Annotated in this window: 17 protein-coding genes; 11 read left to right on the plus strand and 6 right to left on the minus strand. The window is 66.7% G+C overall.

What is annotated here, in order from left to right:
- Window positions 1-2: 2 nt before the first annotated feature.
- A complete protein-coding gene (locus tag KW836_RS16270; protein WP_218344039.1) occupies window positions 3-410 on the minus strand; it encodes an OmpA family protein in 408 nt (135 codons plus the stop codon).
- Between the two features lie 3 nt (window positions 411-413).
- On the opposite strand from KW836_RS16270, the gene KW836_RS28150 reads away from it, so the two are divergent.
- Window positions 414-566: a helix-turn-helix domain-containing protein gene (locus tag KW836_RS28150; RefSeq protein ID WP_218344040.1), complete on the plus strand. Its 153-nt coding sequence runs from the start codon at window positions 414-416 to the stop codon at window positions 564-566.
- 6 nt (window positions 567-572) lie between these two features.
- Here KW836_RS28150 and KW836_RS16280 read toward each other — a convergent pair whose 3' ends face one another.
- Window positions 573-1,472: a LysR family transcriptional regulator gene (locus KW836_RS16280; RefSeq protein ID WP_218344041.1), complete on the minus strand. Its 900-nt coding sequence runs from the start codon at window positions 1,470-1,472 to the stop codon at window positions 573-575.
- Between the two features lie 173 nt (window positions 1,473-1,645).
- Here KW836_RS16280 and KW836_RS16285 point away from each other — a divergent pair, with 173 nt between their 5' ends.
- The 4 genes from KW836_RS16285 (at window position 1,646) to KW836_RS16300 (ending at window position 5,196) form a co-directional block, all read left to right on the plus strand.
- Window positions 1,646-2,578, plus strand: a complete 933-nt coding sequence (locus tag KW836_RS16285; RefSeq protein ID WP_218344042.1) for an aromatic alcohol reductase — start codon at window positions 1,646-1,648, stop codon at window positions 2,576-2,578.
- Between the two features lie 169 nt (window positions 2,579-2,747).
- Window positions 2,748-4,004: a sulfite oxidase gene (locus KW836_RS16290; RefSeq protein WP_175183578.1), complete on the plus strand. Its 1,257-nt coding sequence runs from the start codon at window positions 2,748-2,750 to the stop codon at window positions 4,002-4,004.
- A gap of 14 nt (window positions 4,005-4,018) precedes the next feature.
- Entirely contained in the window at window positions 4,019-4,393 is a 375-nt protein-coding gene (locus tag KW836_RS16295) for a cytochrome c (RefSeq protein ID WP_255595805.1), read from the plus strand.
- A 146-nt stretch (window positions 4,394-4,539) separates the two neighbouring features.
- Window positions 4,540-5,196, plus strand: coding sequence for a hypothetical protein (locus KW836_RS16300; RefSeq protein ID WP_218344044.1), 657 nt, complete (start codon window positions 4,540-4,542; stop codon window positions 5,194-5,196).
- Window positions 5,197-5,202: 6 nt separating this feature from the next.
- Here the strand turns inward: KW836_RS16300 and KW836_RS16305 are convergent, their stop codons facing one another.
- Window positions 5,203-5,526: a YciI family protein gene (locus tag KW836_RS16305; RefSeq protein ID WP_255595807.1), complete on the minus strand. Its 324-nt coding sequence runs from the start codon at window positions 5,524-5,526 to the stop codon at window positions 5,203-5,205.
- 210 nt (window positions 5,527-5,736) lie between these two features.
- Here KW836_RS16305 and KW836_RS16310 point away from each other — a divergent pair, with 210 nt between their 5' ends.
- Entirely contained in the window at window positions 5,737-6,336 is a 600-nt protein-coding gene (locus tag KW836_RS16310) for a hypothetical protein (protein ID WP_218344046.1), read from the plus strand.
- Between the two features lie 9 nt (window positions 6,337-6,345).
- Here the strand turns inward: KW836_RS16310 and KW836_RS16315 are convergent, their stop codons facing one another.
- Together KW836_RS16315 and KW836_RS16320 are read right to left on the minus strand one after the other, a co-directional pair.
- Window positions 6,346-6,897: a sugar O-acetyltransferase gene (locus KW836_RS16315; protein WP_175121364.1), complete on the minus strand. Its 552-nt coding sequence runs from the start codon at window positions 6,895-6,897 to the stop codon at window positions 6,346-6,348.
- Window positions 6,898-6,943: 46 nt separating this feature from the next.
- A complete protein-coding gene (locus KW836_RS16320; RefSeq protein WP_175121363.1) occupies window positions 6,944-8,086 on the minus strand; it encodes a citrate/2-methylcitrate synthase in 1,143 nt (380 codons plus the stop codon).
- A 130-nt stretch (window positions 8,087-8,216) separates the two neighbouring features.
- Here KW836_RS16320 and KW836_RS16325 point away from each other — a divergent pair, with 130 nt between their 5' ends.
- The 5 genes from KW836_RS16325 (at window position 8,217) to KW836_RS16345 (ending at window position 13,266) form a co-directional block, all read left to right on the plus strand.
- Complete coding sequence (locus KW836_RS16325) at window positions 8,217-9,170, plus strand: 2-hydroxyacid dehydrogenase (protein WP_218344047.1); 954 nt, start codon at window positions 8,217-8,219, stop codon at window positions 9,168-9,170.
- Between the two features lie 28 nt (window positions 9,171-9,198).
- Window positions 9,199-9,897, plus strand: coding sequence for a fumarylacetoacetate hydrolase family protein (locus KW836_RS16330; RefSeq protein ID WP_218344048.1), 699 nt, complete (start codon window positions 9,199-9,201; stop codon window positions 9,895-9,897).
- Between the two features lie 57 nt (window positions 9,898-9,954).
- On the plus strand, window positions 9,955-10,719 hold the full coding sequence (locus KW836_RS16335) for an SDR family oxidoreductase (RefSeq protein WP_175121360.1): 765 nt from the start codon (window positions 9,955-9,957) through the stop codon (window positions 10,717-10,719).
- A gap of 82 nt (window positions 10,720-10,801) precedes the next feature.
- Window positions 10,802-11,776 carry a tripartite tricarboxylate transporter substrate binding protein gene (locus KW836_RS16340; protein ID WP_175121359.1) on the plus strand — a complete coding sequence of 325 codons (975 nt, stop codon included), beginning with the start codon at window positions 10,802-10,804 and terminating at the stop codon, window positions 11,774-11,776.
- A 584-nt stretch (window positions 11,777-12,360) separates the two neighbouring features.
- Window positions 12,361-13,266 (plus strand): hypothetical protein, encoded by a 906-nt coding sequence (locus tag KW836_RS16345; RefSeq protein ID WP_370633043.1) that lies wholly within the window; start codon window positions 12,361-12,363, stop codon window positions 13,264-13,266.
- A 35-nt stretch (window positions 13,267-13,301) separates the two neighbouring features.
- Here the strand turns inward: KW836_RS16345 and KW836_RS16350 are convergent, their stop codons facing one another.
- Window positions 13,302-14,465 carry a diguanylate cyclase gene (locus KW836_RS16350; RefSeq protein ID WP_218344050.1) on the minus strand — a complete coding sequence of 388 codons (1,164 nt, stop codon included), beginning with the start codon at window positions 14,463-14,465 and terminating at the stop codon, window positions 13,302-13,304.
- Between the last annotated feature and the right edge of the window lie 125 nt (window positions 14,466-14,590).

The following is a 14,590-nucleotide window of genomic DNA, read 5'->3' on the forward strand; positions in this document are numbered from 1 at the left end:
GTTTAAGGACGACCCGCGGCTGTGATCACGATCTCCACTCGCCGGTTCTTGGCCCTGCCCTCAGGCGTCGAGTTGCTGGCTACCGGCCGCGCCTCGCCGAACCCCTCCGCGGACACCGAATTTGGCGATACGCCCTTGGCGATCAGATAGCGCGCCACGTTGTCCGCCCGCGCCGATGACAGCTCGAGATTAGAGGGAAACTGCCGCTTCAATGCCGGCCCGATGGGCTCGTTGTCGGTGAACCCTTCGACGACGATCTGCTTGCCTTGCAGATTGGAAAGCGTGGGCGCGATCTTGGCGAGCGTCCTCTCGCCGTTGGAACTTAGGCTCCACCCGCCCTCGGGAAAAAGAATCTCGTTCACCATGGTGACCTTCAGCTCTCCAATACCGCGCGCCTGCGTCGTGCTCAAGACATGCTACGCGAAAGCACTGTGTCCATCACGCAGATCGCCATGGACTCTGGTTATTCCACACCGGCTAATTTTTCCCGGGCGTTCAGGAAAGCGAGCGGCGTCGCGCCGCACGAATACCGGCAGGACGCGATGGCGAGCAGTGTCGCCCCGTGACGATCATCACTCCGCCAACACGGGCCGGCTGATCTCCAGCACCCACTGCACGAACGCCTTCACCGCCGCGGTCGCACGCGCCTGGGGATAGACGATGGAAAGCTGCACCGGCTCGCGGCGCGCATCGGCCAAGACCTCGCGCAGGCGGCCGCTGCGCAGATACGGAGACGCCGCCAGCGCTGATAGTTGAATCAGCCCCAGACCCTCCAGGCCGCAGTGCAGATATGCCTCGGTCTCGTTGACCGAATAGCGGCTTGGCAACGCCATCGACACGTTTTCACCGTCGACTCGGAACCGCCAGTCCAGCGGCCGGCCGGTGGCGTTGGACAGATAGTTGACCACCCGATGCGCGGGCACCGCTTCCACCGATTTCGGTTCGCCGAAGCGGCCCAGGTATTGGGGCGACGCGCAGGTCACCCATACCAGGTGACCAAGGCTGCGCGCCACTAGCGTGGAATCGGCAAGCTCGCCGCTACGGATGGCGCAGTCGATACCTTCATAGATCAGGTCGGCCGGGCGATCGCTCAGGCCCAGCACGACCTCGACGTCGGGATAACGCGCCTCGAACTCGACCAGCCTCGGCACCACAATCGCGCGGCCAACCACGCCGGGCATGTCGACGCGCACGCGGCCGCGGGGCGCCTGGATCGCGGCGGTAACGTCATTCTCGGCGTCGGCAATATTGGCCAGGATGGCCTGGCACGCCTGTAGATAGCGCGCACCGGCATCGGTCAGGCTCAGGCTTCGGGTGCTGCGATGCAGGAGCGGCGTGCCCAGGTGGGCTTCCAGGTTCTTGATCATCGTCGTGACCGACGACCGAGGCAGCGCCAGCGATTGCGCGGCCTTGGTGAAGCTGCGCGTTTCGACGACCCTGATGAATGCCGCCATCGCTTGAAGTTTGTCCATGAGCCGATCCCGACGATAGAACGTGCGCCGCATGCGGCGGGAAGGTCCCGATATTACCAACGCATATCCGCCGCGAATGCGCGCTGCGGCGCGTTGTGAATTCCGTCACGGCGAACAATGGATGCCCTGCCCGCTCCTACACTGCAAGCCACCTTTTCTGCTTGAGGCATCCCATGATTCAACACAACGCCATCCTCGTTTTGGGCGCGGGCCAGCTCGGCATGGCCGTGCTGCGCAACCTGGCGCCGCGCGTCGTCAAAGGCCAGTTGTCGGTCCTGTTGCGCGCGTCGACCGTCGCTTCCAATGATCCCGCCAAGCGGCGCGATCTTGCCGAGTTGCGTGGGCTGAGCGTCGGCATCATCGAGGGCGATCTTGCCCAGCAATCCACGGAGGCGCTCGCAGCCACCTTCCGCCGCTACGATACGGTCGTCTCATGCACGGGCTTTGTCGGCGGACCCGGCGTTCAACGCAAGATCGCCCGCGCTGCGCTGGACGCGCGCGTCAAGCGATTTGTGCCGTGGCAGTTTGGCGTGGACTACGACGTCATCGGCCGGGGCAGCCCGCAGGACCTGTTCGATGAGCAGCTTGATGTGCGCGACATGATGCGCGCCCAGCGCAACACTGAATGGATCATCGTTTCGACGGGCATGTTCACGAGCTTTCTGTTCGAACCCGCGTTCGGTGTGGTGGATCTGGCCGCCAACACGGTGAACGCGCTGGGCAGCCTGGACAATGCGGTCACGCTGACCACGGCCGAAGACATTGGCGCGCTGACCGCCGAGATCCTGTTCACACAGCCCCGCATCGCCAACCAGGTCGTGCATGTCGCGGGCGACACCGTCACGTACCGGGCGGTCGCGGATACCTTGGACCGCCTGCTGGAGCGCAAGGTCACGCGGCGCGAATGGCCGGTGCCGGCGCTGCTGCGCGCACTGGCGGCCGAACCTGACGACGCGATGCGCAAGTATCGCGCGGTGTTCGCGCAGGGCCGTGGCGTGGCGTGGGACAAAGCACACACCTTCAATGCCCAGCGCGGCATTGCCGTTTGCACTGCCGAACAATGGCTTCGTTTGCACCAGGACAGATTCCGTTCTCTGCGGCCCTAACCAATATCCAAAAGTCTTATATCTGAAATGACCGTAACCCTATAGTTCTTTAGAACCCGTTGACATAAAGAGGGGCATTGCCGATGATGCGGAAGGCCGCAAGCGCTGGGCCGCCATAAGCACAACACCGCGCTCGCGCTGCGGGACGCGGCAACCAGAGAGGCAAGCCATGGAGACAACCCCACGCAACCCCGCACGGCGCCGCCTGTTGGCCGGCAGCGCCAGCGCCCTGGCCGCGGCCGGTCTGGGCGCCAGCGGCATCGCGCGCGCCAGCGATGCGCCCGCCAAACCCGCCGCCGCGGCGCCCGCAGCGAAACCGGCCGCCGCATCCACGGCCAAACCCCTGCCGCCTTACGCGGCCTGGAAAGACGCCGACAGCGTCATCGTGCACAGCGCCAACACCATCGAAACGCGCCGCAGCGCGTTTGGCGACGGCATCATCACGCCGTCGCGCCAGCTCTACGTCCGCAACAACCTGCCGCCGCCGGACGCGGCCATCCTGGACGATCGGGACGGCTGGAAGGTCGAGATCCAGGGCGTCAAGCAGCCGCGCACGCTGACCGTGGGCGACCTGAAGACGCTGGGCGTGGAATCGATCGCGACGGTGCTGCAGTGCTCGGGCAACGGGCGCGGCTTCTTTCCCCACAAGCCCAGCGGCACGCCGTGGGAAGTGGGTGCGGCAGGCTGCGTGATGTGGACGGGCGTGCCGGTGCGCACGCTCGTGGAATACCTGGGCGGCCTTGATGGCACGCCCGCCTTCATGACCGGCACCGGCGGCGAAGTGCTGCCGGAAGGCCTGGATCCGAAATCCCTGCTGGTGGAACGCTCGGTGCCGCGCGAAGCCATGCAGGACGCCATGCTGGCCTGGGAAATGAACGGCGAGCCGCTGTCACTTGCCCACGGCGGCCCGTTGCGGCTGATCGTGCCGGGCTATACCGGCGTGAACAACGTCAAGTACATCAAGCGGCTGGCGTTCACCGCCGAACAAAGCCCTGCAAAGATCCAGCAGACCGGCTATCGCCTGACGCCGATGGACGCCAAGCCGAGTCCCGACCAACCCTCGGTCTGGGCGATGGAACCCAAGTCGTGGATCAACGCACCGGGCGCAAATGGTCAGGCCGTGAAGGCCGGACGCGTGGTGGTGCGGGGTGTTGCCTTTGGGGGCATGCATGCGGTCAAGCGCGTGGACGTGTCCATCGATGGCGGCAAGACCTGGAAGCAGGCCGCACTGATCGGACCGGATCTTGGCAAATATGCATGGCGTCAGTTCGCGCTGCCGGTGGAACTGACAGCGGGCCAGCACATGCTGGTCAGCCGCGTCGAAGACACGCAGGGCAACGTGCAGGTGGAGAACCGGTTCGAGAACGCGCCGGGCTACATCAACAGCAGTTGGCGCGACCACGGTCTGGCCATCAACGTGTCTTGAGGATGGCGGAATCGATGCAAAGCCGTTTCTTCAAGCCGAACCCCGCATCCCGCCGCCTGATCGGGCGGCGGACGCGCAACCTCTGCGCGGCGGGCCTGTCGTTGATTGCGGGCGCCACGGCGTGGGCGGCGGAACCGCCCAATGCCGAGGCGGGCCGCGCCTTGTTCCTGAAGTCGACAACCCCCGCCTGTGCCGTCTGCCATACGCTGGCCGACGCCGGCGCGGCCGGGACCATCGGGCCCAACCTCGACGAACTGAAACCCGACGCCAATCGCGTCACGCAGGCCGTGCGCAACGGGATCGGCGTCATGCCGGCATTCGAAGCGTTAAGTGACGCGGACGTGCAGGCATTGGCGCAGTATGTGTCGGGCGCCACCGGCGCGCAGTAGCCGGCCCGCAAACCATCACAGGAAGACCGCCGGGCAGCCTTTGCGCTGCCCGGTGTCTCTGCGCGCATCGGGACCCCGGTGGCGGTCATGTTAGGCTTTTCGCCGGCCGATCTTCCGGCCTCAATCACTCCGCTGACGAATCCTCCATGACGCTCCGACCGCTTGCATTGCTGTTTGCCGCGCTTGCCCTGTCGCCTGGTCTGCAGGCGCAAACCGCGTCTCACACAGTTGCCTGGACGCCCGCCGGCCCCACGGCCTGCCGCTTTTCGGGCTGGACGACCAATGCCAAGCCCGCCATCCCCGTGCGCGCGTCGGCATCAGCCAGCGCCAAACAGCTCGGCGCGCTGCCGACCACGCGCGGCGACAGCCCGGATCCCGAAGTCGACCTCTACAGCGTGACCTTCGAGGTGACGGAGGCGCGTGACGGCTGGCTGAAGATCAGGAACGCCAGCGACGCCATGAGCGGCAGCGACCGCAGCCCGCCGCGGCCCGTCTATCAGGGTGAAGGCTGGATCGCCGCCGGGGATGCGCAAGTCGGCATCCAGTCCGCGCGGGGATATGCCCGCCCGGACGCCGGTAGCGAACGGTTGCTGGACCTGGGTAGCGACTGGTTGACCGAGCGCGCCGCCTTGCGCGGCATCGTCGCGTGCGACGGCGAATGGCTGCTTTTGGATTACGAGATGCGCCACAGCGCAACATTTGAACCGCTGGCCGAGAAGGACCGCACGCGCGGACGCGCCTGGTTTCGCGGCGCGTGCGCGTCGTCCGAGACGACTTGCGACATGCGGTCGGTCGACCAATAGCGCGCGCTACGGCTGTTCCAGCGGCCACACTTCCACGACGCCGTGCGCCACGGCACACGGCGTGCGGGACACCTTTTCGATCGCGTCGGCCAAATCAATCGCTTCGATAACGGCAAAGCCCGCGAGCGGCAGCGGCGCGTTCAGGTACGGCCCCTGCACCGTTTCGACACCTGCCGCGTCCGGATTCCGCACCTGCACCGGTGTTCCCGCGACGCCCATCAGCACGCCCGCGTGCTGCAACGCGGCATCGTGCGCATGCGCAGAATCACGTATGGCTTTGTCTGTGCGGTCATAGCCCTGCTGATCGCCATAACCGATCGTGATGAACATGGGCATGGTCTTCTCCTTTGACGTGGCTGGCGCGCGGCGCCCGTCCCGAAGGTTTTAACACTGCGCGAATGCCTGCCTGTCCGGTCGCCGTGCGGCCGCAGGCGCTGCGCAACCCGTTCAGCATTTCCCGTCCGCCCCGGTCAGATCCACCCTTGACACACTACCGACCAACTAGTAGATTGGTCCATCGCTCAGCCCACCCAGACGCCCATGCTCCCTTCCCCAATCGCCTCGCCCGGCGCGGTCAGAACCGACGATGCCAGGGATGCGTACCGCACTGAACGCGTGGCCGCTCAGTTGCGCGCAGATCGCGTCGCGCGCACGCCGCCGACGCCGTTCCAGCGCATTTACGCCGCACGTGCGCCGGCCCTGGCTACCAGCGCCGCGCAGCGCCCCCGGGTGCCCGCGGATCACAACCTGACTCCGCCCGCGGACCTGCTGCACGACGATTACACGGCGCACTGCCTGAAGCTTGCCGTCCAGGCGTTTCATGCGCAGCTGGCAAGGCTGGACGCGCGCACGGCAGCGGCGAATCAAGCCGTGAAAGATGAACAGACCCGCCTTGAAGCGCGCGCTGACGCGGAGCACGATCTGGGCTCGATCGACGCGCTGCTGCTGCTCCAGTCATATCGGAATGCCGCCGGGATTCCCGCCGTGCTGGCGCCCGCGCTGCCAGCCGTAACGGGCGCGCCGCCGCTGACAGTTGCACCGGTTGCCGCGGCCGCCAAGACACGGGGCGCAACGGAGCACACCGATGGCGCCGGCTACCCTCCCCGCAGACCGCGCAAGCCCACCTCTGACGACCGCTAAGGCGTCCTTCTATCCCCTTACCCGCGCCGGATTCCCCACCACCTTCGCCCCTGCCGGCACGTCGCGCGTCACCACGCTCCCCGCGCCGATGATGGCGTCATCCCCCACCGTGACCCCCGGCAGGATGATCGCGCCACCGCCGATCCACACCTGTTTGCCGATGTGCACGGGGCGCCCGAATTCCAGCATCGCGCGGCGTTGCTCGGGATCGTGCGGATGGTCAGCCGTGTAGATCTGCACGGCCGGGCCGATCTGCGTGCCGTCGCCGATCGTGACCTGCACGACGTCGAGGATCACGCAGTTGAAATTCATGAACACGTTCGCGCCCAGCGAGATGTTGTAGCCGTAGTCGCAATGAAACGGCGGGCGGATCAGTGCGCCCTCGCCCACGCTGGCAAGGCGCTCGCGCAGGAGCGCGTGCCATTGTTCGGGCGGCTCGCCCAGCAAGGCGTTGTACCGCTTCATCCAGGCGCTGGCGGCAAGCTGGTCCGCCTGGATCTCGTCGTCGGCGGCCGTGTAGAGCTCTCCTGCGAGCATCCTCTGCTTCTGCGTACGTGTCATGGCTGATCTCCTGTCCGGATCAGCCAGCATACCGAAGATTGCCCGACTAGGCCGCTTGCGGCACGACGCCCACATAGCGTCCGCGCGGCCGGATGACTTGCGCGACGCTGAGCTGCTCCAGGCAATGCGCCAGCAGGCCGATGCTGCGCGCCGTGGCAAACAGTCCGAAGGCCGCATCGTCCGGCAGCTTGCAGTGCGCCGACAGCGCGGCCAGCGCCACGTCGATGTTGGGATGCAGGCCGGTCAGTTGCGTCGCCTTGTCGATGAATCGCGTGATGACCTCGGCCGGCTCAAACTGCGCCAGCAGCGCCGCCGCGCGCGGATCGCCATCGGGATACAGATGATGGCCGAAGCCCGCCAGCGGCAGGCCCGTGGACAGGTAGTGCGCGATGACCTGATCTTCGCCCTGACGCGCCACGTCGTCGAACAACGCGCGGACGCGGCCGGAGGCGTCGCCGTGCAACGGCCCGGACAAGGTGGTCAGTCCCGACAGCAGGCACGCCGGCAGCGACGCGCCGGTCGAGGCCGCAATGCGCGCGGCAAATGCCGAACTGGTCAGTTCGTGGTCGACGAGCAGGACCATGGCGGTGCGCAGCAACTCGGCGGCTTGCGGCGACAGCTTCCAGGCTTGCGCAAACCGCAGATGCAGCGGCCGCTTGCCGGGCTGCGCGCCAAACGCGTTGGCCAGTTGGCCGACCAGGCTCTGGCATTCGGTGTGGAGGACGCGCGTCATGCGGCCATGCGTGGAGTGCCCGGTGGCGGCCAGCGCCGCCAATGACGTGAACGCGGCGACCCGGCCCGGCGATGCCACGCGCGCGGTGCAAGAGAAGTCCGCCTGCTGGTCCGAATTCCACAGCAATTGCGCGGCCTCTTCCAGGCTGGCCGAACCGGCCAGCGTGACCGCGTCCTGTCCGCGGTAGTACAGGCGTTGGCGATGAAAGGTGGAGATAGCCGTGGGGATGCTGGGCTCGGCGCCGAACAGCGTGTTGGTGGCCAGGGTTTCGTGCTTGCGACCCGCCTGCTTGCGCTTGGCCAGCCCCGCGACGTCTTCGGCGCGGTAAAGACTGCGGCGCGTGTCGGCCGGGTCGGGCATGACCTCCAGCTTGCCGCGGCTGACGTAGGCGTAGATGGTCTGCGGCCGCACGCCAAGCTGGCTGCACGCTTCGGCCATTGAAATCCAGGTACCCATGATCTTCTGTAGCAAAGTTTATATGTTGATTTTATAGATCAATATTGCCTTACAAATCAATCATTAAATACCATGGAATCCATGTTCAACGCGGACCCGCAGCCGGTCCCCCCACCAGAGCCGAACCGACATGAAGCCTCAGGTCCTGCAACTCAATCCCATCCTGATCCCGGCGGTCAACGACGAGCTTGCCTCGCTGTACCAGGTGCACAAGTTCTTCGAGATCTCCGATCAGGCGGCCTGGCTGCGCGAGCACGGCGCTCGCATCGAAGCCGTCATCACCGGCGGCCACACCGGCATCTCGCGTGAGATGCTGGAACAGCTGCCCGCCGTGAAGGTGGTGGCGGTCAATGGCGTGGGCACCGACGCGGTGGACCTGGCGTACTGCCGCGGCCGCGGCCTGCCGGTCACCGCCACGCTGGGCGCGTTGACCGAAGATGTCGCCGACCTGGCGATCGGCCTGCTGATCGCAGCCTGCCGCAACCTCTGCGCGGGCGACCGCTTTGTGCGGGAAGGCCTGTGGGAGCAGTTTCCGTCGCCCAGCGCCATTCCGCTGGCGCGCCGCTTCAGCGGCATGCGCGTGGGCATCGTGGGCATGGGCCGCGTGGGCCGCGCCGTCGCTACCCGGGCGGCGGCCTTTGGCTGCCAGATCCGCTACACCGACCTGCGCGCCATGGACGACGTGCCGCATGAATTCGTGCCGGACCTGATCGCGCTGGCCCGGGCGTCCGACGCGCTGGTGCTCTGCGCCGCCGCCGACAAGGCCGAGGGCATCGTCAATGCCGCCGTACTGGACGCGCTGGGCCCGCAGGGCTTCCTGGTCAACGTGGCGCGCGGCCGGCTGGTCAATGAGGCCGATCTGACCGAGGCGCTGGTCGCCGGCCGCATCGCGGGCGCGGGACTGGACGTCTTTGTGGATGAGCCCCGCGTGCCGCAGGCGCTGCGCCAGTCGGATCGCACCACGCTGCAGGCGCACCGCGCCAGCGCCACGTGGGAGACGCGGGCGGCAATGGGCCAGATGGTGCTGGACAGCATCGCGCAGGCGCTGGCCGGCGAGCGTCCGGCGTTGAGCCTGACGACCTGAGCCGCAAGGCACATCTTCGACGACTGCCATGACCGACCTCGTCTTTCCCGCCCTTGCACCAACCACGTTGCCGATCGCCGGCAGCGCGGCCCGTTTTCCCGTCGCGCGCGTGTTCTGCATCGGCCGCAACTATCGCTGGCTGCCCGACGAAGCGCGTCCGGCCGAGATGCCGGCGTGGTTCATGAAGCCCGCCAGCGCCGTGTTCCCGGCGACCGGCGCGCTGCCCTATCCCGCGGACACGGCGGACTACTGCCATGAGATCGAGCTGGTCGTGGCGATTGGCCTCGGCGGCAAGGACATCGCTGCAGCTGACGTCGAAGCCCGCCATATCTGGGGTTACGCCGCGGGGCTGGACATGACGCGACGCGATCTGCAGCAGCAGGCCAAGCGCGCGGGCGGTCCGTGGGAGCCCGCCAAGGCCTTCGATCATTCCGCGCCGTGCACCGCCATCGTGCCTGCTGACGCCTGCGTCCATCCCCGCGAAGGCGCGTTGTGGCTGTCCGTGAACGGAGAAGACCGCCAGCGGGCCGACATATCCGGCCTGCTGTGGTCCGTACCCGAACTGGTGGCGATGCTGTCGCGATCCGTGACCCTGGCGCCCGGCGATATCGTCTTTACCGGCACGCCCGCCGGCGTTGGTCCCTTGGCCGCTGGCGATGTCGTCAGCGCGGGCGTGGCCGGCATCGGAGACCTGACCATGACCGTTGCCGCGCCCCGCGCCGCCTGACGCCGCGCCGGTTCTTTCAACATCAATAACCATCCAATCCGCCCGAGGAGCCATCCCTTGAACGACAGCACCACCCAGAAAATTGCCCTGGTCACCGGCGCAGGCAGCGGCGTCGGCCGCGTCACCGCCATCGCCTTGCTGAACGACGGCTGGACCGTCGTGCTGGCCGGCCGCCGCGCCGATCCCTTGCAGTCGCTGCAAGCCGAGGCTGCCGCGCGCGGTCAGACCGCGCTGGCCGTGCCCACCGACGTCACCAGCCCGGAAAGCGTCGAAGCGCTGTTCAACACCATCGAAAGCCGCTTCGGCCGGCTGGACCTGCTGTTCAACAACGCGGGCGTCAACGCGCCCGCCGTGCCGATGGACGAACTGCCGCTGGAAAAGTGGTTCAACGCCATCAACACCAATGTGACGGGCGTCTATCTGTGCGCGCGCGCCGCCTTCGGGCTGATGCGCCGCCAGACGCCGCAGGGCGGCCGCATCATCAATAACGGTTCCATCTCCGCGCACACGCCGCGCCCCTTTACCGCGCCCTACACCGCCAGCAAGCACGCGGTCACCGGCCTGACCAAGTCGCTGGCGCTGGACGGCCGCGCCTACAACATCGTGGCGGGACAGATCGACATCGGCAACGCGATGACGGAGTTGTCCGAACGCATGACACGCGGCGTGCTGCAGGCCAATGGCACGGTTGCACCGGAGCCCATGATGGATGCCGTCCACGTCGCGAAAGCGGTGCGCCACATGGCGTCGCTGCCCCTGGACGCCAACGTCCTGACCATGACCGTCATGGCCAGCGCCATGCCCTTTGCGGGGCGCGGCTAAGGCCTTATCCGCGCCCCGGGGTGCAGCACACCCGGGGCGCCCCACAGAGTTGACTGAAGTTGACCACCCCGAGGAGACAAGCATGACCTTCAACACGCTGGCCAAGACCCTGGCCTTTTCGGCAGTCCTTGCCGCCGTGCCCGGCCTGGCCGCGGCGCAGAACTACCCCACCCGCCCCATCAGCATCATCGTGCCGGCCCCGCCGGGCGGCGGCATCGACATGATTGCGCGCGTCGTCGGCGAAAAGCTTTCGCAATCGCTGGGCCAGCCCGTCATCGTCGACAATCGGCCGGGCGCCTCCAACAACCTGGGCACCGCACTGCTCGCCAACGCCAAGCCCGACGGCTACACCATCGGCATCGTGGGCGGCAGCCACAACATCAACAAATACCTGTTCAAGAACCTGGGCTGGGACCCGCAGAAGAGTTTCGAGCCCATCATCTACACGCATGAAATTCCGCTGGTGTTCTCGGTCTATCCGAAGATCCCGCCCAAGACGCTGCCGGAATTGGTGGACTGGATGAAGGCGCATCCTGACGACGCCAAAGTCGCCACGTCGGGCCGCGGCAGCGCGCAGGAAATGGCCGCCGAGATGTTCCGCATGGTCAGCGGCGCGCCCATGCTGTTGATCCCGTACAAGGGTTCGTCCGCCGCGCACCCTGACCTGCTGGCCGGCCGCACGGTGTTGTACATCGATACGCTGAGCGCGATGCAGGAACAGGTCAAGGCAGGCAACGTGCGCGCCGTTGCCGTGTCGACCGCCAATCGCACCAAGGCGCTGCCCGACGTGCCGACCGCACAGGAGCAAGGCCTGAAGGGCTACGACGCCAACACCAACGGCGGCTTCCTGGCGCCGGCGGGCACGCCGAAGGAGATCATCGCCAAGCTCAACACCGAGATCAACGCGGTCCTCAAGCAACCCGCCGTGCGCGCCAAGCTGGAAGCCGCGGGCATCGAGGTCCAGGGCGGCACGCCGCAGGAATACGCGGCGGTGATCCAGTCGGACCTGGACAAGTGGGGCAAGGTGGTGAAGGAGGCGAAGATCGAGGCGGAGTGATGTTCGCCACGCATGCAAACGGGCGCGGCTAGGCCATTGCCCTTTGCGCGCGCAGGGACGCGGTCCGATGGAGCCCGGATCGCGTCCTTTTCGCTATTGGCGCACAAGCGCCTGGCCGGCACTACGCCGGCCGCCGCAACTCCATCTCGGTCGCAACCCCGAAATATTGCCAAGGTAACAGGGCGTTAAGCGCCGTTTTGCCCAGTCCTGCGGCGTGGATGGCAGGCAAATACGGGTGTTTTTGCGCCCCGCCGTAAACGCCGCCGTGAATCGGCCGGCGATGGCTTCGTTACACGGCCGCCGCCCCCGCGCACACTTGCCTTGACACCCTTTATGTCCCCCTTCTATGGTCGAGGCCGCCAGCGATCTGGCACCCGAAATTCCCGTGCAGCCCGCATTGCGGCGCAGGCAAGCGCCCCAGGCACTGGCGCGCGCCGGCCGCTTCCGCCGATGGCTGCACATCGCGACAGAGAGAGAAGAAGGACATGGCGTCTACGCGCAAGTCAGAAGGAAAAGGTTTGCGGACGGGCAACGCGGCGGCCGCCGCGCTGCTGGTGGCGGCTATCACGGCCGCGTTTGCGGCGATGAGCCCCACGCCGGGCAATGCCGCGCAGGAAAAGGCGGCGGCACCGGCCGCAGCATCAACAGCCGTTCCTGCGGCTGCCGCAGCAACGGCTGCTGCGACCCCTGTCCCCGCCACGGCTGCAGCCAACGCGCCCGCCCCCGCCGCCAACGCCGCTGCGCCGATTGCGCCGCCCGACGCCGCCGCGGTCCTGTACGCCATCCATCAGGTGGACAGCAAGGGCGCCCCTTCCGCCGACGTCGCCAACGGCAGCATCGCCACCTACTGGTTCGGCCATGCGTTCGAACTGGAAGGCACGCCTTACTACACCGGCTTCATCTGGGAAACCGCCGAGCGCTACGGCAAGCCGGGCGAGGACGACGTCGGTCCGATGACGACCGTGAATCTGGCCGAAGCCACCTTCATCCGCGACCCCGCATCCCCGGAAAGTCCCTGGAAATTCCGCGGCATGGAGCCGACCATTGGCGAATTCGGCGCCTACGAAAGGCCGCCGGAAGTCGACACCCAGCGCAAGCCGCTGGAGTACCGCACAGCATCGGGCAAGCTATTGCTGGCGGTGCCCACCGAAACCTTCGAGAACGGCATCACGATCAGCGGCTACGCCCTGCTTGTCTTCACGCCCCCGGAAAAGCGTCAGGACGAAACGGGCAATGTGTGGGCCTACGTGGGCAACGTGATCGCAGGCGAGGACAACGGGCCGGCCTGTGCGGACGGCGACGTCATGCCGTGTACGCGCAGCGAAGGTGAACTGGTCTTCAGCGCCACCGCGACCGCCGACCTGCCGCGCGTGACGGTGCAGTTCTCGGGCAACACGATCTCGGGTCCCGGCAAGACCCGCAAGCTGGGCCCCGGCGACGCCGTCATCTACGCCTACGACGCCACGCGCAAGCAGTACGTCGCGCAGTAGCCGATACCATCACCGTCCCGAAGCAACGCGGCCGTTCAGGCCGCGGCTTGCTCCCTGGTCCCGGCCACTTCCAGCCGGTTGCCGCCCAGCGATTTGGCGCGGTAAAGCGCCTGGTCTGCGATGGCCAGCGCATCCATGATGGTGGGCACGTCGCCGTTGAAACGCGCAAGCCCGATGCTGACCGTCGCAGCAATGCCGATGTTGTCGATCCGGTTGGAGACGGTCACGGCAAAGCGCTCGGCCATCGCCTTGCCCAGCGTGTGGGCGCCCTTTGCGTCGTCGCCCCAGAGCAGCGCGGCGAATTCCTCGCCGCCGATGCGCGCAAGAATGGTGTCGTGCCCCAGCACTTCCCGCGCGGTTTCGGCAAAGGACTTGAGCACCTGGTCGCCCGCCGCGTGCCCATAGCGGTCATTGACGGACTTGAAGTGATCCAGGTCGAACGCCAGCACCGACACCGCGCCGCGCCCTTCCTTGCCGTTCAGCATGCGCGCTCCCTGCTCGACGAACCAGCGCCGGTTGCCTAGCCGGGTCAGGTAGTCGGTCTGCGACTCCAGCAGCAGTTGGCGGTGCGTTTCGTCGCGGATGAGCTTGAGCAGCGTCATCGGCAGCACCACGGAATACAGCACGCCCTCGTAGATGGTGAGTTTGCCGGCCAGCGCCAGGACGGGTTGCGAGTCGAACCAGGGCAGGATGAACGCCCGGCCGGCGTAAAGCGCCGTATGCACGCCCGCAACGGCCATCACAATGTACCGGGACCGGCGCGGCTTGAGCGCCTGGCAGCGGTACACCTCCCAGGCCGTCAATCCGCTGACGAGCGCAATCGGGACCGAGCTTACATACGTCCACATCACGTCGAGCCAGCGCACGCCCCCGATTACCCAGGTCAGCCCCATGCCGATCAGCACGCACAGCGACGTGCGCACATAGCGCCGTCCGCTCAGCGCGGCAACGCCATTGAGCACAAGCAGATAGCCGCCGAGGATAACGAGGTTGCTGAGCGCCGCACCGCTGACGCCGGGAAGGTCGCGACGATATAACGCCGCTGCGCAGCCAAGCGCCAGCGTGGCGAAGCCTGAAGCCAGGATGCGTAATTCCTTGCTGCGTGTGGGGTTGGCCCGCTGTTCCCAGAACATGAGGCCGGCGCTGACAAGCAGTGTTCCAACTGCCAGCAGGTACAGAGTGAGAAGATCGACGTACATCTCGAAAGTCAGGAGATTTCGCCGAAAACGCGCGGCGGCTGCGGGATTTTACGGTGAAAACGTGTCATTTCACCTTTTCCGGGTGCGCTTTTGCATCACGCTCGGCAGCGACCGAGCGCGTGTAA

The organism is Achromobacter sp. ACM05 (genome assembly GCF_019218915.1).
Classification (GTDB): Bacteria; Pseudomonadota; Gammaproteobacteria; order Burkholderiales; family Burkholderiaceae_B; genus Achromobacter; species Achromobacter animicus.

Excerpts from the sequence above, each read along its gene's own strand:
- KW836_RS16295 (WP_255595805.1), top strand. The coding sequence starts at position 4,019 with ATGCAAAGCCGTTTCTTCAAGCCGAACCCCGCATCCCGCCGCCTGATC.
- KW836_RS16290 (WP_175183578.1), top strand. The coding sequence starts at position 2,748 with ATGGAGACAACCCCACGCAACCCCGCACGGCGCCGCCTGTTGGCCGGC.
- KW836_RS16350 (WP_218344050.1), bottom strand. The coding sequence starts at position 14,465 with ATGTACGTCGATCTTCTCACTCTGTACCTGCTGGCAGTTGGAACACTG.
- KW836_RS16330 (WP_218344048.1), top strand. The coding sequence starts at position 9,199 with ATGACCGACCTCGTCTTTCCCGCCCTTGCACCAACCACGTTGCCGATC.
- KW836_RS16320 (WP_175121363.1), bottom strand. The coding sequence starts at position 8,086 with ATGGGTACCTGGATTTCAATGGCCGAAGCGTGCAGCCAGCTTGGCGTG.
- KW836_RS28150 (WP_218344040.1), top strand. The coding sequence starts at position 414 with ATGCTACGCGAAAGCACTGTGTCCATCACGCAGATCGCCATGGACTCT.
- KW836_RS16280 (WP_218344041.1), bottom strand. The coding sequence starts at position 1,472 with ATGGACAAACTTCAAGCGATGGCGGCATTCATCAGGGTCGTCGAAACG.
- KW836_RS16340 (WP_175121359.1), top strand. The coding sequence starts at position 10,802 with ATGACCTTCAACACGCTGGCCAAGACCCTGGCCTTTTCGGCAGTCCTT.
- KW836_RS16285 (WP_218344042.1), top strand. The coding sequence starts at position 1,646 with ATGATTCAACACAACGCCATCCTCGTTTTGGGCGCGGGCCAGCTCGGC.
- KW836_RS16315 (WP_175121364.1), bottom strand. The coding sequence starts at position 6,897 with ATGACACGTACGCAGAAGCAGAGGATGCTCGCAGGAGAGCTCTACACG.
- KW836_RS16305 (WP_255595807.1), bottom strand. The coding sequence starts at position 5,526 with ATGTTCATCACGATCGGTTATGGCGATCAGCAGGGCTATGACCGCACA.
- KW836_RS16310 (WP_218344046.1), top strand. The coding sequence starts at position 5,737 with ATGCTCCCTTCCCCAATCGCCTCGCCCGGCGCGGTCAGAACCGACGAT.
- KW836_RS16325 (WP_218344047.1), top strand. The coding sequence starts at position 8,217 with ATGAAGCCTCAGGTCCTGCAACTCAATCCCATCCTGATCCCGGCGGTC.
- KW836_RS16300 (WP_218344044.1), top strand. The coding sequence starts at position 4,540 with ATGACGCTCCGACCGCTTGCATTGCTGTTTGCCGCGCTTGCCCTGTCG.
- KW836_RS16345 (WP_370633043.1), top strand. The coding sequence starts at position 12,361 with ATGAGCCCCACGCCGGGCAATGCCGCGCAGGAAAAGGCGGCGGCACCG.